Genomic DNA, 18873 nt, shown 5'->3' on the forward strand with positions numbered 1-18873 from the left:
CCTCTTCGCCAATGTATCACCGGCCGTACCAATAGCGACGATGCTCTTGCCGCCAAGCCGACAAGGCCACGCCCTGCCCGCCTAAAAACACCTGCACGGCGCCATCCCGATCAGTACGCCAGATATGGCTCCCCATCGCCTCGTGACGCGCCACCACTTCCGCCTTGGGATGCCCGAAGCGGCTGCGATAGCCGACCGGAATGATCGACTCACTGGCCCCGACGGCCTGCAGAAAAGCGGGCGTCGACGAGGTTTTCGAGCCGTGGTGTGGCATCAGCAGAACATCGGCCTGCAACATACCCGGATAGCGCTTGAGCAGTTCCACCTCGTCCGGTGCCTCGATATCCGAGGTCAGCAACATCCGCCGGCCACCGGCTTCGACGCGCAGCACGCAGGACAGATGATTGGACTTCGTATCTCCCGAGTATGCATCGGCCGTCGGATGCAGCACCTCGAACACAACACCATCCCAAACCCAGCGCTGGCCTGCCACGCAGCGCTGCCCGTCCAGCCCGGCCACCGAGGAACGTACCTCGCCAACCGCCAGCGCCGCCCGGACCGAGGCTGTTCCGCCGGAGTGGTCGGTATCCCGGTGCGTCACCATCAACATGTCGACCTTGTCGATACCCAGAAAGCGCAGATAGGGCACGACAACGCGTTGCCCGGCATCCGATTCGGCGCTGTAGAGCGGACCTGGATCGTAGATCAGGGTATGCTCGCGAGTCCGCAGCACGCTCGCCAACCCCTGACCAACGTCGAGGACGCTGATCCACACCTCGCCGTCGGCCGGTTTTTCCGTCGCCCAGAACAGCACAGGCACCACCAGGAAGGCTCCCAGCCAACGCCCAGGCAATCCGCGCGGCAATAGACAGAACGCCACGCCAGCCCCGGCCGACACAGCGAGCCACAAGGGCGGGGCCGGCACTTGCCAGACCGGCCAGGTCGCACACCATTCGAGAAAATCCATCAACCAGGCCATGACCTGATGCGCCAATCCGAAAATTGGCCACCAGGGCACCACGGCACCGAGCAGGGCGAGTGGTGTGACGACAAAGCTGATGACCGGAATGGCAAGTGCATTGGCCAGTGGGGAAACCAGCGAAAATTGCTGAAAAACCAGCAGCAATATCGGCAGTGAAGCGAGCGTCGCCACCCACTGGGCAATACCCCAGGAACGCACATGGGCACGCCAGCCCTGCCCTTCGCCAACCTGCGCCGATCCTACATAGAGCAAGGCGCCGACAGCACCGAACGACAGCCAGAACCCGGCTGCTAATACTGCCCACGGGTCGACCAGCAGCACCACCAGCAGGGCCAGCGCCAGCGTCCGGCTCGGCGCCACAATGCGCCCGGACAACATGGCCGCGGCAGCGACCAGCAGCATGTAGAGCGTCCGCTGGGCCGGCACGGCAAATCCGGCGAGCAAGGCGTATCCTAGCGCGGCAAGGCAGGCTGCGAGCAAACCCGCCTTTTGGGCCGGCAGGCGCAGTGCCAAAGCGGGAACCCGCCGCCAGCCAAACGACACCAGCCAGCCAAACAAGGCAGCGACCATCGTCACGTGCAATCCTGAAATGCTCATCAGATGGGTCGTTCCAGTCCGGTTGAAGGTGGCCCACAACTCACCGTTGATCGCCTTCTGGTCACCAATGGTCAGTGCCACCAACACACCGGCCCACGGGTAGCTCACCTCCGGCAGCATTCGGGCAAATGAAGCCCGAACGGAGTAGCGCAAACGCTCGACGGCGTAATCCGGCTGCCAGACCATCTCTTTGATGCGCTGCGGCGGGTTCGGACGAATATAGCCAGTGGCCCGAATGGTACGTTCGAGCAACCAGGCCTCGTAATCGAAGCCACCGGGGTTGGCATTGCCGTGCGGCCGCTTCAGACGCACCGTAAAGCGCCACTGTTCGCCGGGCCGCACCGGCAGGCGCTCGAACTGCTCTTCATCGCGCCGGCCCTGATACCAGGACAGCATGATCCTTTGCGGCACGACGGCACCGGTCGTCGAGACGCTGGATACGTCGAATTCGAAACGGGTACCGTTACTGAAATCCTGCGGCAGCCCGGCAATAACGCCGACCACCTCGACATCGCACCCCTCCCAGGCCGCGCCAAGCTGGTCGGCCAACCGGATATCGGCCCGCCAGCCAGCCCAGGCAAAGCCTAGCGCCAAACATCCGACCAGCGCCAGCAGGCGTACCGGCCAGTGATGCCAGCGCAAAGTTGGCAGCACTAGAGCAAGCCCGCCCACGGCCCAGGCTGCCCAAGTGGGCAGTTCCGGCTGCATCTGCAGGCAGAGCACACCGATGGCGAAGGCGAGAATATTCAGGCGCATGCTGCAATAATAAGGGCATGCGCCGGACCCTGAAAAAATACCTGCCCGATCACGAAACGATACGCCAAAACCCTTGGCTGAAGCCGTTCGAGTCGTCGCTACTGCATCCACGTTTATGGCATTTGAATCGTCATTCGGCCGCCGGTGCGGTCGCTGCAGGACTGTTCTGCGGCCTGATTCCCGGTCCGCTGCAAATGCTCGGTGCCGCGATCTGCGCCCTGATCTTCCGCGTTAACCTGCCGTTATCGATGTTGGTGACGCTGTACACCAACCCCTTCACCATCGTGCCGCTATATTTGCTGGCCTACGAGATCGGACGACTGTTTCTGGGAGATGGCAGCGGTTTCATCACGCCACCGGCGTTCAATCCCACCGATATGCTGGCCTGGACGACCGCCATGCAGACATGGATGCTGGCCGTCGCCAAGCCCCTCGGCATCGGCCTGCTACTGCTCGCTAGCGGACTGGCAGTAGCGGGCTACGGAGCGACCCGGGCGGCTTGGCGACTCTACCTGATCACCGCCTGGCGGCGGCGCAAGACGCTCAGGTCCGGAAGCGGGCAATAGCCGAGCTCAAGTCGTGGGACAGCGTGCGCAGGGAATCTGCCGTGGCTGCGTTACCGCTGGCCGCCGCGCTGTTCTCTTCCGCCATCTGCGCAATGCGCTCGACGTTCTGTGCGATTTCCGTGCTGGCCGCCGCCTGTTCGCGCAAGGCGACGGAGATTTCGGACACCGCATCCAGCACCTGACGCGACTGCGTCTGCACCTGACTGATCGCCTCACCGGCCAATTGCGCCTGTTCGACGCCGGAAGATACCCGCTGGACCCCTTCCTTCATGCTCGACACGGCAGTCGCCGTACCGGTCTGGACGGCAAGGATCATGGCGGAAATTTCCTGCGTCGACTTCGCAGTCCGCTCTGCCAGCTTTCTGACCTCGTCGGCGACAACGGCAAAGCCGCGCCCCGACTCACCGGCCCGCGCCGCTTCGATGGCCGCGTTGAGCGCCAGCAGATTGGTCTGGTCGGCAATATCCTTGATGGTGCCCACAATCGCCGAAATCTGTTCGGATTGCTGGCCTAGCGCCTCTACCGCTGCCGCCGACTGATTGACGGTCTGGGCAATGCCCTGAATTTCGTTGACCACGCCCTCGACGATACGACCGCCACGCGCTGCCAGCTGGTCGGACTCCCGGGAATAGTTCTGTGCATCCTGCGCATTCTTGGCAATGTGATCGACGCCGACGGTCATCTGCTCAACGGCTGCCGCCATACTCGAAGCCGAATCGCTTTGCGCCGATGTGCCGGCGGAAATCTGCTGGCTGGACGAGGCCAGTTGTTCGGCGGCCTGATTGAGTTGCCGGACGTCGTTCTGAACGCCACCGAGCAATTTGCGGAATGAAGCGGCCATCCCGTTGAAATCCTTGCCTGCAGCATGGAGTTCATCGGCACCCCGCGTATCGAACTCGGCCGTCAGATCGCCATCAGCCAGGCGACGGGCGCCCCGGGAAAAATCCCCGACGCTGTTAAGTACCGAATAATAGGTGCCCAGGCCAAGATACCCGACCAGCAAAGCGACGAATATCGACAAGCCCGTTTCGAACAGCAATACCTTGCGCGCCTGATTCATACGCCCCTGCAACTGCAGTTCAAATTGCGGCATCAGGGTATCGAACATGACCTTGTAGCCTAGATCGATGACCTGGGTGGTCATGGCGAAATAATCCTGCGGCGCAGTCACAAACTTTTCACCAAGAATGTCGTCACGCACCAGGGAGAAGACTTTTTCAGCGCCGTCGGAAAACTCCTTCGTCGGCCCGACAAGCGATCCCTGGAGGGCCGGTACGAAACGAATCACTTTCTCCAGATTGGTATTTTGGGCACGCAGCGTGCCCGCCATTTGGGCAATCTGCGAGGCAATATCGATCCGCATTTGCGGCGACAATTCCTTCTTGGTCAAAACCCCGGTTCCCCTCGCCCGGGTAATGCCCAGGGGCTCCAGCATGGCCGGCATCTTGGTAACGATGGTGTCCATGAAGTAATAGGTATCCATCACCGGATCAAGCGTCAACTGGGTCTCATCGGCGACCTCGACCATAAACTGCAACACATTGGCGATCATGACCGAGTGCCGCTTGATGTTTTCTGGCGGCGCCCAAGTCAGCCCCTCGCTGCGAATGACCTCCCAATCCTGACGAACTGCTTTCCAGCTGGCGCTATCACGCAGTTTCGGCGAAAGTGCGGCCTCTGTCGCGGCGACAGCATCCACTACGTCCTTTTCCTTGGCTGCCCGCTTTTCCTTCATGGCCTCGTTGCCATTCAAGACACCGGAAGAAAGCCCCCGGTGTTGCTGCATGACCTGCGCCATGCGGTTCATCGGCTTGAGCATCTGCAGCCCCACCAACTCCTGGCGCGCCGTCTCGATATCGAGATTCAGATGGGAATAGACAGAAAACAGCAACACGGACATGACCACCGAGACCGCCGCGCCAAGCAGCAGGAACTTGCTGTTGTAGCGCAGGCGATTCATCAGGACGACGGCTGGGGAAAAGAGGGCTTGCATATTATTGTCTCCTCACCGAGAGGTGCGAGTTGGGATGTGAGATATTAAATTAAAACACTTTTGTTCAATCTAATACTTATCAAATTATTCGCAAAGAATGCCGTCATTCAAATTGAGAACCCGGTCAGCCTTGGCCGCCAACTGCTGATCGTGCGTCACCACTATGAGGCTGACCTGCTGCTGACGAACACGTTCAATCAGCAATCCGAAGACGACTGATGCCGTATGACTATCGAGATTACCGGTAGGTTCATCGGCCAGCAGACACGAAGGATCGCTGACCAGGGCGCGAGCGATGGCAGCGCGCTGGCGCTCGCCACCGGACAATTCACCCGGCCGATGTTCCAGGCGGTGACCCAAGCCAACCGCCGTCAGTATTTCGGCCGCCTTGGCCAGCGCGGCGTGACGTTCCGTACGCCTGATCAGCAAGGGCATGGCCACATTTTCAAGGGCCGAAAATTCGGCCAGCAGATGGTGGAACTGATAGACGAAGCCGAGGTGCCGGTTACGCCAGTCACCGCGATCGACCTCGCCGAGTGCTGAGAAATCGCGCCCCATCAGCGTTACGCTGCCGGCTGATGGTGTGTCCAAGCCGCCCAGTAGGTGTAGCAGCGTACTTTTCCCGGAACCGGAAGCGCCGATGATGGCCACCGTTTCGCCGGGTTGAACGGCCAGATCGATGCCAGACAGGACGGGCACTTCCAGCCCACCACCGCGAAATACCTTGGACACCCCGCGGGCGATCAGAATGGACTCACTCATAGCGCAGCGCCTCCGCGGGATTGACCCGTGATGCCTTCCAGCTCGGGTACAGCGTGGCCAGCAAGGCCAGCACAAAGGCAATCAGGGTTACACCCCAGACATCGCTCCATTGCAGTTCGGAGGGCAGGTCGGAGATGTAATAGACCTCTTTCGACAGGAAATGCACACCGAGCACTTTTTCAATGAACGGCACCACGACATCGATATTGAGCGCCAGCAGCACGCCGCCAACGATCCCCAGGCCCAGCCCGATGAACCCGACCAGCGCGCCCTGGATCACAAAAATTCCCATGATCGACAGTGGCCGCGCCCCCAGCGTGCGCAGGATGGCGATGTCGGCCTGCTTGTCGGTGACCGCCATGACCAGCGTCGACACCAGGTTGAAGGCAGCAACGGCGACGATCAGTGACAGGATGATGAACATCATGTTCTTTTCAATCTGCACGGCACGGAAGAAATTGGCATGGCTCTTGGTCCAGTCATTCAAATAGGCATCGGCATCGATATAACGAACCAGTTCGCGGGCAATACGCGGCGCCTGGAAGAGATCGTCGACCTTCAGGCGTACACCACTGACCCGGTCTTCCATCTGGTAGAGCTTCTGCGCATCTTCAAGATTGATTAGCGCCAGCCCCGAGTCGTATTCGTACATCCCGACCTCGAAGATGCCGACTACCTTGAACGACTTCAGGCGCGGCACCACGCCAGCCGGCGTCACTGTGCCCTGCGGCGCAATCAGCGTCACCTTGTCGCCAGTAAAGACGCGCAGCGAACGGGCCAGATCGGCCCCAAGTACGACCCCGAACTCGCCCGGCCGCAGATCATCGAGGCTGCCACTCTGGATGGTCTTGCGGAAATCAGCGACCCGATCTTCCTGATCAGGCAGGATGCCGCGGACAATCGTCCCCTTGACGGTGCCATCGACGGTAAACATCCCCTGCGACTGCACGAAAGGCGCGCTCGCCCTGACTTCCGGATGCTTCATCGCCTGCTCGGCGACGGCCTGCCAGTTGGGCAATTCGCCGCTGATGCCGGTAATCTGGATGTGCGAAGCCACCCCAAGAATGCGTGTCCGCAATTCCTTCTGGAAACCGTTCATCACCGACAGCACGACGATCAGCGCGGCGACGCCGAGGCCGATGCCGAGCATCGAGATCAGCGAGATGAATGAAATGAAGTGGTTGCGTCGCTTGGCGCGCGTATAGCGCAGGCCGATCAACAGTTCGTAAGGCAATGCCATTCGGATAACACCGGGCGTCTAAAGTCGCTATGGTACACTTTTTGGTTGCCAACCTATTGCCTGCTGCCCGTGCGCCTCACCCTGCTTGTCCCAGAACTGATCTGGCCCGAACCGAATGACCAACTGACACTCGGGAAACTCGTGGCCCCGGGATTCGAATGGCTGGCCACCCGCGCCGCTTTTGAGCGCCAGGCCAGGGTCGCTTTTGAAACCGCCCTCGCCCGCCAGTTCGGCCTGGACAACGCCCCCTTCGGCGCCCTCCGCCTGCTCGGCGAGGCCGCTGGCCAGGACAAGAGCGACGGCCACTGGTTATGCGCCGACCCGGTCCATCTGCGCTTCCATCATGAACGGATCATTCTGGCCGATGCTGGCGCCTTCGATCTGGAAGAGGACGAAGCGCACGCCATCGTTGCCTCGCTGAATGCCGAGTTTGCCGATATCGGTCAGTTTCATGTCCGCACGGCCCGGCGCTGGTATCTGCGTCTGAATACGCCGGTCGATCACCATGCCGAGCCGATTTCCACCATTGCCGGTCGTCGTCTGGACAACGAACTGACCGACAAGAATGGCGTACTGACCCGCTGGCTCAACGAAGTCCAGATGTACCTGCACGGCCACCCGGTCAACGAACGCCGGCAAGTCGAAGGGAAACCGGCCGTCAACAGTCTGTGGCTGTGGGGCGGCGGCAGCTTGCCGACGCTGGCAAAACCTGATTTCTCCGCCATCTGGAGCAGCAACCCGCTGGCCACCGGCCTGGCCAGCGCCAGTGGCACACCGACGCAGCCGTGCCCGAACGGACTCGCCGCCCTCCTGACACAAGCCGCCGCCGAGCAAAACCAGCTTGTGGTCCTCGACAGCCTGTTACCCCCCGTGCTCTACGAAGATGGCCCGGGCTGGCGGGATGCCTGGCAAAAGCTGGACAACAACTGGTTCGTACCGCTGCGTGCCGCACTCGGCCGTCAGGTCGAAACGCTGACCATCGTCGCCCCGACCATCTACGGCCAGTTGACCTGGACGCTGCACGGCAAGGACCGCTGGAAATTCTGGCGCAAACCGCGTCCGCTCGCCGCGCTTGCCAAGGATCTGGCCGAAGGAACAACGCCGTGACCAACATCACTACCCGCAGCAGCTCGCCCCGCGTCGTCTGGCAACTCGAACAGCAGGGCCTGCACCCGCTGCTCGCCCGTCTTTACGCCGCCCGTGGCATCAAGGACAAATCCGAACTCGATTACGAACTGAAGTCGCTGATTCCGCCCACCGCCCTGACCCACGCCACTGACGCCGCGCAATTACTTGCCGATGCCATCGAAGCCGAAGCGAAGATGCTGATCATCGGCGACTACGACTGCGACGGCGCCACCGCCACAGCCGTCGGCATGCGCGCCCTGAAGTCGCTTGGTGCCGACGTCGACTTCCTGCTCCCTGATCGCTTCAAGCTCGGTTATGGCCTCTCGCCGGAGATCGTCGATGTCGCCGCCGAGCAGTCGCCCGACCTGATCATCACCGTCGACAACGGCATCGCCAGCCTCGAAGGTGTCGCCCGCGCCCAGCAACACGGTATCGCAACGCTGATCACCGACCACCACCTGCCAGCGGCAACGCTGCCGGCTGCGGATTGTATCGTCAACCCGAACCAGCCCGGCTGCGATTTCCCGTCCAAATGCATTGCCGGCGTTGGCGTCATGTTCTACGTCATGCTTGCCCTGCGCGCCGAATTGCGCGAACGCGGCTGGTTTACACCCAACGGCGGCGATCGCCCGGAACCCAATTTCGCCAACCTGCTCGACCTCGTCGCGCTGGGCACCGTGGCCGACGTCGTCAAGCTCGACCGCAACAACCGCATTCTGGTCAGCCAGGGTCTCAAGCGCATGCGCGCTGGCCAGATGCAGCCCGGCATCGCTGCCCTGTTCAAGGCCGCCGCCCGCGATCCGAAACGCGCCACGGCCTTCGATCTCGGCTTCCTGCTCGGCCCTCGCCTCAATGCGGCCGGCCGGTTGGCCGACATGCGGCTTGGTGTTGAATGCCTGCTCACCGATGACCCCAGTCGCGCCCTGCAAATCGCCCAGGAACTCGACAGCCTGAACCGCGAACGCCGTGAAATCGAAGCCGGCATGCAGGAACAGGCGCTGATCCTGCTCGAATCGCTGGACGTGGCCAACGCCGCCCCCGGTATCGCCCTGTTCGATGCCGGCTGGCATGAAGGCGTTGTCGGCATCCTCGCTTCGCGCATCAAGGACAAGCTGCATCGCCCGGTCTTCGCCTTTGCCCGCGGCGAAGGCGGCATCGTCAAGGGCTCCGGTCGCTCGATTCCCGGCCTGCATCTGCGCGATGCGCTCGACCTCGTCGCCAAGCGTGCCCCTGGCCTGCTCGTCCGCTTCGGCGGCCACGCTATGGCTGCCGGTGCAACGCTCAAGGAAGAAGACTTCGAGCGCTTCAGTCAACTTTTTGCCGAAGTCGCCGCTGAACTGCTCGCCCCGGCCGACCTGACCCGTACGCTGGAAACCGACGGCAATCTCGAAGGCGGCTACATCTCGCTGGAAACCGCCCGCATGCTGGAAAACGAAATCTGGGGCCAGGGCTTCCCGGCGCCGTTGTTCATGGATGATTTCGACGTCGAGCAACAGCGCGTACTCAAGGAAAAGCACCTGAAACTACGCCTGCGCAAAGGCGACACCCGTATCGACGCCATCCAGTTCAACTTCAGCAACCAGCCGGGTAGCCGCACCCGCGTCGCCTATCGGCTGGCCATCAACGAATACATGGGCGTCGAAAGCCCGCAGTTGATGGTTGAACATCTGGAATAAAAAAGGGGGCTGCACGCCCCCTGGTAGCGGATCACTGCCTTAGCTGATCAGTAACGCACGCCTGCTGGCGGCGAGAAGGAACTCAGCGCATGTAGATAGGCGGCCCGGGCAAAGTCGCTGGGGTTGGGCGAGTTTTGCTGGCTCATCGAGCCTTTCATCTGGGCCACCGAGCTGTACTCATGCTCATCCAGCCAGTGCGTCATCGCGGCAAGCACCTCGCCCAGCGCCTGTGGGCCACGCTTGAGCAGGGCACTGGCCATATGCGCGACGTCGGCACCGGCGAGCAGCATTTTCAGGGCATCTTCCGCCGTATGGACACCGCCGGTCGCCGCCAGCGACAGCTTGGTGCTGCCGCGCAGGATGGCGATCCAGCGCATGGCCAGCAGGGTATCGGCCGAGGATGACAACTGCACGCGATCGACCACGCTCAATGTCTCCAGATCGATGTCCGGCTGGAAAAAACGGTTGAACAGCGAGATACCCGCCGCGCCGGCCATTTCGATTTGATGCACAAAATGGGGCAGCGATGAAAAGAAAGGCGAGAGTTTCATGCTGACGGGGATACTGACCACCGTCTTCAATTCCTGCAGCAAGGAAACATGGTGATCCTCGATCGCCTCGCAGGAAATTTTTGGGTCACTTGGCATGTACCAAGCGTTCAGTTCGAGGGCATCGGCCCCCGCCCCCTGCATTTCCTTGCCGAGTTCGACCCAGCCGCTCAGCGATGAACCATTCAGGCTGGCCACCACGGGAATGGCGAGGCGCGACTTGAGGCGTTGAATCTGTTCGAGATAGCTGTCGAGCCGGCTCTGGTAGTCATGCCCAAATGGCAGATGTCCCGTCGCTTCGCCAAAGGTGTCGGGGTGCACCAGAAAGCGGTCGATCATCTGCTCGTCGTGACGAACATCCTCTTCGAACAGCGAATGCATGACGATGGCTGCCGCACCGGCATCTTCGAGATGCAGCACGGCATCCAGATCATGACTGAGCGGTGTCGATGAAGGTACCAGCGGATTTTTCAGCGACAGGCCGAGATAGGTTGTGGACAGATCAGGCATCGGGTGTCTCCTTCTTTTCGGCGGCCGCGTTGGCCGTATCAGCCTTTTCGTCGATGGCTGCTTCGGGCAGCGAGAGCTCGGAAAGCTCGACATATTCCTGATGGCGCAGGCGTGCATCCTTGCCGGCCTGCGCCATGAAATGGGCAGAGGCATCGGGGCGCAAGCGTTCAAGGACGGTGAAACGCGCTTCGTTGCGGGCAAAGTCGCTGAACGGGATGCTCGGTGCCGCACTATCGACCGACAGCGGGTTCTTGCCCAGCTCACGCAAACGCGGGTCGTAACGCAACAGCGGCCAATGACCGGACTTCACGGCCAGATCCTGCTGGCGATGGTTGTTCGACATGTCGACACCGTGGGCAATACACGGACTGTAGGCGATGATGATCGAGACACCGGGATAGCTTTCGGCATCGAGGAAGGCCTTCAGCGTATGGACATCCTTGGCGCCATAAGCCACCTGCGCGACATAGACATTCTCGTAATCCATCGCGATGCGGGCCAGATCCTTCTTGCGATTCGGCTTGCCGCCGGCCGCAAACTTGGCCACCGCACCGCGCGGCGTGGCCTTCGAGTTCTGGCCGCCGGTGTTGGAATAGACCTCGGTATCCAGCACAAGGATATTGACGTCCTCACCGGACGACAGCACGTGGTCCAGACCGCCAAAACCGATGTCGTAAGCCCAGCCGTCGCCACCAATGATCCAGACACTACGGCGGATCAGGTATTCGGCTACCGCGGCAAGCTGGTCGGCCGCCGGCGTCGCGAGATGCGCGAGTTTCACCTGCAGTTCGGCCACCCGCTCGCGTTGATCGTGAATGCCGGCTTCGCTGCTCTGGTCGGCATTGAGCAAGGCCTGAACCTGGGCATCGCCAATTTCCAGCGCCATGGCACGCAGTTGAACGCGGGCGGCGTCGGCCAGCTTGTCAGTCGCCAGGCGCATGCCGAGACCGAACTCGGCGTTGTCCTCGAACAGCGAATTGCTCCAGGCCGGGCCGCGGCCGTTGGCGTCGGTGGTGTAAGGCGTCGTCGGCAGGTTTCCGCCGTAAATCGACGAGCAACCGGTGGCGTTGGCGACCAGCATGCGGTCGCCGAACAGTTGCGTCGCCAGCCGGATATACGGCGTTTCGCCACAGCCGACACAGGCACCGGAGAACTCGAACAGTGGCGGCAACAGCATCGAGCCGGGCACGGTATTACGCTTGGTGCTGCGCCGGTCGTAATCAGGGAGTTTCTGGAAGAAGGACCAATTGGCAGCCTCCTGCACACGCAGCGGTGGCTGGTCGGCCATGTTGATGGCCTTGCGCGAGACATTCGACTTGTCGCGAATCGGGCAAACATCGACGCACAAAGTACAACCCGTGCAATCCTCCGGCGCGACCTGATAAGTCATCTTCAAACCAGCCGGGTAATCCTTGCTGCGGATGGCCATCTGCTTGAAGCTAGCCGGCGCCTCGGCAGCCAATTCGGCCGGGTAGGCTTTGACGCGAATGGCGGCGTGTGGGCAAACAAACACGCACTTGCCGCACTGGGTACACAAATCAGTTTCGAGGACCGGGATCTGCAGGGCCAGATTGCGCTTTTCATACTTGGCCGTGCCGGTCGGGAAGGTGCCGTCGGCTGGGAAAAGCGATACCGGCAGACTATCCCCCTTGCCGGCAATCAGCGGCAGCGTCAGCTTGCGGACGAAATCGGAGGCTTCCTGAGCAGTACGTTCAGACACCCGGATTTCAGACGCGGCATACTCGGCCGGTACCGCCACTTCGTGCAGGCAGGCCAGCGTCTTGTCGATGGCCCGGTAATTCAGTTCGGCAATCCGCCTCCCCTTGCGGCCATAGGTCTTTTCCACCGCATGCTTGATCGCCGCAATGGCCTCGTCCTGCGGCAGGATGCCGGAGATGGCGAAGAAGCAGGTCTGCATCACCGTATTGATACGCCGCCCCATGTCGGCTTCGAGCGCCACCTGATAGGCATCGATCACGTGAAAACGGATGCGCTTGGCGACCATCTGCCGCTGCATCGCTGCCGGCAAGCTGGCCCACACGGTACTGGCCGGCACCGGCGTATTGAGCAGGAAAACCGCGCCCGGCGCCGCGTGCCCCAGCAAATCATGCGTTTCGAGGAACAGCGGCTGGTGGCAGGCGATGAATTTCGCATCGCCCTCGCCGGTCAGGTACGTCGAACGAATCGGCTGCGGCCCGAAACGCAGGTGCGACACGGTCATCGCTCCCGACTTCTTCGAGTCGTAGACGAAATACCCCTGGGCGAAAAGCTCGGTTTCGTCGCCGATGATCTTGATCGAATTCTTGTTGGCCGACACCGTGCCATCCGAACCCAGGCCATAGAACACGGCACCAAAGGTTTCACGCACGGCATCGGTGCGGAAAGCTGCGTCATAAGGCAGCGACAGATGGGTCACGTCGTCGTTGATACCTACCGTGAAACGACGTCTGGGCAATGCGGCTGACAGTGCCTCAAAAACGGCACAAACCATGGCCGGATTGAATTCTTTTGAAGCCAGCCCATAACGCCCGCCGATCACCTTCGGCAGCGTGGCAAAGCGCGGCGTTTCACTCGCCGCATTCTCGGCCAGAGAGACCAGCACATCCTTGAACAGCGGCTCGCCATCGGCGCCGGGTTCCTTGCAACGGTCGAGCACGGCAATCGCCCTGGTCGTCGTCGGCAGCACTGCCAGCAGCGCCTCCGGCGCCCACGGCCGGTACAAGCGTACCTTGAGCAGGCCGACTTTCTCGCCTTGGCGGTTCATATGCTCGACGGTTTCCTGCCCGGTTTCGGCGCCGGAACCCATCAGGATGATGACGCGCTCGGCATCCGGCGCACCAACGTAATCGAACAGCCTGTATTGGCGGCCAGTCGCCGCGCCGAACTGGTCCATGGCCTGCTGGACGATGCCCGGGAAGGCATCAAACCAGGGATTCTGGGCTTCGCGAGCCTGGAAGAAGACATCGGGATTCTGCGAACTGCCGCGCAGCACCGGGTGTTCCGGCGACAAGGCGCGGTGGCGCTGGGCTGCGATCAATGCCTGCGGCAACATTTTTTGCAGCACGGCATCACTGACCGGGGCAATCTTCGCCACTTCGTGCGAAGTGCGGAACCCGTCGAAAAAATGCAGCACCGGGATGCGTCCGGCCAGCGTTGCCGCCGAGGCGATGGCCGCCATGTCCTGCGCTTCCTGCACCGAATTGGAGGCGAGCAGCGCGAAGCCGGTACCGCGCGTCGCCATCACATCGGAATGGTCGCCGAAAATAGACAGCGCATGGGTCGCGATGGTGCGGGCGGCCACATGAAAGACGGCCGGTGTCAGTTCGCCGGCGATCTTGTACATGTTGGGAATCATCAGCAACAGGCCCTGCGAGGCCGTGAAGGTCGTTGCCAGTGACCCGGCCTGCAGCGCGCCATGGACAGTGCCGGCAGCACCGCCTTCGGACTGCAGCTCGACAACGCGGGGCACGCAACCCCAGACGTTGGTCTTGCCCTGGGCGGCCCATTCATCGGACAGCTCGCCCATGCCGGACGATGGGGTGATCGGGTAAATGGCGATCACTTCAGAAACGCGGTAGGCCACGTTGGCGACGGCTTCGTTACCGTCGATGGTCAGCATCTTATTGTTCATGACAGTTCCTGGCGATACCCGCTGCGAACTCGATGGCTCGCAGGGTGAAAGCGAGCCGGGCTGGCCGGCGCCGCCGACTTGCTGCAACGCAACAAGTTCATTCTACGCCCGTTTTCGGCAAAAATATGCCATCTAAAAACAGGCGAAAATCGCTACCGGGAAGTCAGCCGATTTTTGCCTGCAAATAGGTATCGACTGCCGCACTCTGCAGCGGCCGGGAAAACAGGTAGCCCTGGAACTCGTTGCAGCCGCAAACTGCCAGAATCGCCCGTTCCTCGTCGGTTTCGACCCCTTCGGCGACAATATGCAGATCCAGCGTCTTGCCGAGGAAAATGATGGCATGCGGGATTGCCATCGCCTTGCCACCACGGTTGCAGCCGGAAACGAAGGAACGGTCGATCTTCAGCGTATCGATCGGCAGCCGCTGCAGATAGGCCAGCGACGAATAGCCGGTGCCGAAGTCATCGACCGCGATGCGCACGCCGAGCGCCTTGATCGACTTGAGCACCCGGATGTTGTGCTCCATGTCGCCCATGATCATGCTCTCGGTGACTTCAAGTTCCAGGCATTCCGGCGGCAGGCCGGAAACCGCCAGTGCATCGGCCACCAACCCCGGCAAACCGGGTTCGCGCAACTGTCGTGCCGAGAGGTTAACGGCCACACTCAAGGCCTGGCCATCGATTAGCGGCCAGTTGGCGGCCGTCCGGCAGGCGGCATACAGCACCTGCTCACCGATCGCCAGAATCTGCCCGGTTTCCTCAGCCAGCGGAATGAAGCGGTCGGGTGTGACCAGCCCCCGGCCGGCGCTATTCCAGCGGACCAGCGCCTCAAAACCGCGGACCATGCCCTCGCCATCCACCTTCGGCTGGTAGACGACAGTCAGTTCATTGTTTTCGATGGCGCTGCCGAGCGCTGTTTCCAGCGAAAACCGATCCTGAGCGGCCTGGTTCAGATCGCGGGTATAGAAACAGTACTGCCCCTTGCCACTTTCCTTGGCGTGATACATCGCGACATCGGCCACCCGCAACAGGCCGTCGAGATCCTGCGCATCGTCGGGAAAGACGCTGACGCCGATGCTGCAGTTGATGCGCAGGCCGTGCCCTTCCAGCGCCAGCGGTGCCTGAATGCTGACCAGCACGCGCTCAAGCAGGTGCATGGTGTCGGCCATGGAGGTCTGTTCGCCGAGGATCAGCACGAACTCGTCGCCACCGTAGCGGGCCACGGTATCAAGGCCGCGCAAGGCGGCGCGCAAACGACTGGAGATTTCAATCAGCAACTGATCGCCGGCGGCATGACCGAGGCTGTCGTTGATCACCTTGAAGTTATCGAGATCGACAAAGGCCAGTGCCACCTTGCTGCTCTTGCGCCGTGCCAGTTGCACTGCCTGGGCCAGGCGGTCCTCCAGCAGGTTGCGGTTGGGCAACCCGGTCAGTGGATCATGCGTTGCCTGGTGCTGCAGCACCGACTGGTAACGATGGCGCTCGGTAATATCCTCGACCGTTCCCTCGTAATAGAGAAAAGACCCGTCGGCCGATCGAACGGCATGGGCATGCTCGGCGATCCAGATCCGGCTGCCATCGCGACAGGTGATCTCCGACTCGAAATTGGTGACCCGGCCATCGCGCTGGATCAACTGCTTGAAATCCTCGCGCCGCTGCGGATCGACATACAGCCCACTGGCAATATCGGCCAGACTGCTGATCAGCGCCTCCGGCGTCGAATACCCATAAAGCCTGGCCAGGGCCGGATTGGCCGCCAAATAACGACCGCTCTCGGTGCTCTGAAACATGCCGACCACCGAATTTTCAAAAATGCTGCGATAGCGCAGCTCCGTTTCTGTTAACTGGATCTGGGCCTGGACGCGATCCGTAATGTCTTCCAGATAGCCTTCCAGTACCTGGCGACCAGCCTCGTCGCGCAAACCAACGCCGCGCTCCTGTACCCATTTCTCCTCACCATCCCGGCAGACGATGCGGTACTCAATGCTATAGCGCGAGCCAGTCTCCAGCGCCGCCAGGATTGTGCCGCGAACCGCCGCCCGGTCCTCCGGATGGGCCAGTGACTCAAGCGAATTCTGCTGCTTGCCAACCAGATCATCGGCCCGAAATCCGGTCAGTTCATGACAGCCGGGACTGACCGACAACAGTGTCCAGTACTCATCAAGCAGGCAGCGGAACAGCATGCCATCGAGCTTGGAAAACAAGGTCGCCATGGCTGGCGCCTGCAGCAAGGCGGAGCCGTGGCTGCTACCCGACTGAACAAAATTCCACCCATCAGACACGCGTGGTATGAAGTGTTTGCGAAACATGTGAGGAGCCGTTTCCTGTCTGCTTTACCTGAATGCCGCTGTCGCCTATCCAGGCAAAAACCTGATCGATCGCGCCGGAGGCCAGTTCAAAATACGCTTGGGCATCCACCGTCACCCCGGAACTGAGCAACATCTGGGTCCGAATGACGCGTGCCATCTGCTGCACGCCACGCGCCGCCTTCTCGGCCACAGCCCCCTGACCGCTGGCTTCGCTGGCCTGCTTGAGCAGCACTTCGGCACGAGCGACCAGAAACATCAGGCGAACCCGGACCACGGCCGAACAGGCATGCCTTGCCGCGACGCTCATGCCGAGGGCGCGCGCCTGGCCGAGGCACTCGGTCAGGGCCGGCAGGCGGCTGACGTAATTGCGGACCAGACCGCGCGCTCCCGGCCCGTCGAGCAACAACTCGACCCGCGACTCGCCAAGCGCCGCCAGCCAGTGCAACAACTGCTCAATCAGCACGCTGTGCTGGGCGATACTCTGTTCGACCGACAAACCGGGTAATTTCTCGTGGAGATTCGCCCAGTTGAAATGGAACAATTCCAGCTCATTCAGGGTCAGGCAGGGGTGCACCCTAGCCCCTTCCTTTTTGGCAATATCGCGCAAGGCTGGAATACCCGCCTCGATTTCCCGCCCCTTGCCTTCCAGGCGCAACTTGAAATTCTGATCGCCAGCCAGCCAGGCCGAACTCATACCGCGGTGCTGCTGGAAATTGCTGATCAGCGCCAGCAAGGCGCGGCAGGCAAGCAGGGTCTCATGCAGCGAATGACCGGCATCCTGCCAGTTGCGCCGACGATAGAGCCAGAAAGAACTGGCACCGACCAGCAGGGCCAGCAGGCCTGTCAAAAAAAAGATCCAGTCCATGGCTAACTCACTCATATTGGTATTTTTTCAGGGTCGCGTTGAGCTGAACGGACAAATCGCTCAGGTAACGTGACAACTCGCTGTTCTCCCGCACCAGATGCTCGTTGGCGTCGGCCAACTGGGCAACCTGCTCGATATCGCAGGCAATGCTCTGCCCCGCCTCGCTCTGCTCACGACTGGCTGCAGCAATATCGCGAATCAACGCCAGCGTCTGACTGGCGTTGCTTTCGACCTGCCGCAGGTCGTCGACCGCAAGTTCCGCATCGGCCAGACTGGCTGCGGCACGAACCGAGGTTTCTGCCATGGCGTCGATCATGCTGCCGACCTCCTGGCGCATGCCGCCGATCCGCTCGCCGATGTCGCTGGTCGCATTGCGCGTCCGCTCGGCCAGCTTGCGCACTTCGTCGGCAACGACGGCAAAGCCGCGCCCCTGTTCACCGGCCCGCGCCGCCTCAATGGCGGCATTCAAGGCCAGTAAATTGGTCTGGGCGGCGATCTCGGCAATCAACTCGACGATGACATCGATTTCCTGCGACCGCACCCCGAGGCGACACGCCCCGTCCGACGTATGACGGACCGTCGCCGCCAAGCTTTCAAGACTATTCGCCAGCCCGCTCACCCGCCCCGCCCCGGCCTCCGCCATCTGGCCGGAAGCCTCGGCCACCTCGGCGGCCCCACCGGCGCTGTCGCTGGTCATGCCGAGACTGACCGTCAACTGCTCCAGCGTCGCCGCGGACGACAAGGTGATGTCGCGCTGGCGGCGCACGCCATCGTTACCGCCACTGGCGTTGACGCTGCTCTCGCCGGCCACGCTGGAAATCTCCTGCGACATGCGGGCAAAAGTCAGAAACAGGCCGGACAGGGAACGCGCCATGCCGTTCAGCCGTTCGGCCAGAGGAGCCAAGAGGCCGCAACGCGGGGCATCCAGGCGGCTGATCAGAGAACCGCCAGCCAGATTCTGAGCAAAGGTATCGATCAAGCCGAGGGCCGCTTCCAAAGCACGCTGGATATGCCAGGCCAACATGATCGACAGCAGCAGAAACCCAGCCCCCAGCCAGGCCAGCAGCACTGAACCGGTGCTCGAGACTGCCGATGCCATCGCCCAAGCGCCACAGGCAGCCAGTCCCCAGACGGTGAATTGCTGCCAGCGCAAAGAATGCAGGCTGGCGCGCAAAGCCGGGGCCGATTCATTTCTTTTCATAAATATCACACACATAATTACAAAATTGTCACAACAAGAAGCAAATCCCTTGCCAAGTGATACCTATTTATTTTTATTCTTAATAATCAGTTTGATACAACAAATCTCAC

General features: G+C 61.4%; 12 protein-coding genes. 3 read left to right on the forward strand and 9 right to left on the reverse strand.

The features are described 5' to 3' along the window. Positions 1–16: 16 nt before the first annotated feature. The gene (locus DARO_RS14510; RefSeq protein ID WP_011288560.1) at positions 17–2335 is read right to left on the reverse strand and encodes a DNA internalization-related competence protein ComEC/Rec2; all 2319 of its coding nucleotides are present in this window, start codon (positions 2333–2335) and stop codon (positions 17–19) included. A gap of 17 nt (positions 2336–2352) precedes the next feature. On the opposite strand from DARO_RS14510, the gene DARO_RS14515 reads away from it, so the two are divergent. Further along, the gene (locus DARO_RS14515; protein ID WP_011288561.1) at positions 2353–2901 is read left to right on the forward strand and encodes a DUF2062 domain-containing protein; all 549 of its coding nucleotides are present in this window, start codon (positions 2353–2355) and stop codon (positions 2899–2901) included. Here DARO_RS14515 and DARO_RS14520 read toward each other — a convergent pair. The 3 genes from DARO_RS14520 to DARO_RS14530 all read right to left on the reverse strand — a co-directional run bounded on the left by DARO_RS14520 (position 2879) and on the right by DARO_RS14530 (position 6896). Continuing rightward, entirely contained in the window at positions 2879–4894 is a 2016-nt protein-coding gene (locus tag DARO_RS14520; protein ID WP_011288562.1) for a methyl-accepting chemotaxis protein, read from the reverse strand. The two genes, DARO_RS14515 and DARO_RS14520, sit on opposite strands and share 23 nt — an antisense overlap. Before the next feature lie 84 nt (positions 4895–4978). Further along, a complete protein-coding gene (gene lolD / locus DARO_RS14525; RefSeq protein WP_011288563.1) occupies positions 4979–5656 on the reverse strand; it encodes a lipoprotein-releasing ABC transporter ATP-binding protein LolD in 678 nt (225 codons plus the stop codon). Then, the gene (locus tag DARO_RS14530) at positions 5649–6896 is read right to left on the reverse strand and encodes a lipoprotein-releasing ABC transporter permease subunit (RefSeq protein WP_011288564.1); all 1248 of its coding nucleotides are present in this window, start codon (positions 6894–6896) and stop codon (positions 5649–5651) included. The genes lolD and DARO_RS14530 overlap by 8 nt, the downstream gene beginning before the upstream one ends. Before the next feature lie 69 nt (positions 6897–6965). Between DARO_RS14530 and DARO_RS14535 the strand changes: the two genes are divergently transcribed. Then, entirely contained in the window at positions 6966–8003 is a 1038-nt protein-coding gene (locus tag DARO_RS14535; protein ID WP_011288565.1) for a hypothetical protein, read from the forward strand. Next, on the forward strand, positions 8000–9700 hold the full coding sequence (gene recJ, locus DARO_RS14540) for a single-stranded-DNA-specific exonuclease RecJ (RefSeq protein WP_011288566.1): 1701 nt from the start codon (positions 8000–8002) through the stop codon (positions 9698–9700). Before DARO_RS14535 ends, recJ begins: the two co-directional genes overlap by 4 nt. Before the next feature lie 47 nt (positions 9701–9747). Here recJ and DARO_RS14545 read toward each other — a convergent pair whose 3' ends face one another. From DARO_RS14545 to DARO_RS14565, 5 genes are all read right to left on the reverse strand, one after another. Further along, complete coding sequence (locus DARO_RS14545) at positions 9748–10758, reverse strand: dihydroorotate dehydrogenase-like protein (RefSeq protein ID WP_011288567.1); 1011 nt, start codon at positions 10756–10758, stop codon at positions 9748–9750. Continuing rightward, a complete protein-coding gene (gene nifJ / locus DARO_RS14550; protein ID WP_011288568.1) occupies positions 10751–14389 on the reverse strand; it encodes a pyruvate:ferredoxin (flavodoxin) oxidoreductase in 3639 nt (1212 codons plus the stop codon). The genes DARO_RS14545 and nifJ overlap by 8 nt, the downstream gene beginning before the upstream one ends. 163 nt (positions 14390–14552) lie before the next feature. Next, on the reverse strand, positions 14553–16601 hold the full coding sequence (locus DARO_RS14555) for a bifunctional diguanylate cyclase/phosphodiesterase (RefSeq protein ID WP_198134047.1): 2049 nt from the start codon (positions 16599–16601) through the stop codon (positions 14553–14555). A gap of 61 nt (positions 16602–16662) precedes the next feature. Beyond that, positions 16663–17562, reverse strand: coding sequence for a nitrate- and nitrite sensing domain-containing protein (locus tag DARO_RS14560; protein ID WP_049758719.1), 900 nt, complete (start codon positions 17560–17562; stop codon positions 16663–16665). Positions 17563–17569: 7 nt separating this feature from the next. Then, positions 17570–18763 (reverse strand): methyl-accepting chemotaxis protein, encoded by a 1194-nt coding sequence (locus tag DARO_RS14565; RefSeq protein WP_011288571.1) that lies wholly within the window; start codon positions 18761–18763, stop codon positions 17570–17572. Positions 18764–18873: the final 110 nt, after the last annotated feature.

The organism is Dechloromonas aromatica RCB (assembly GCF_000012425.1).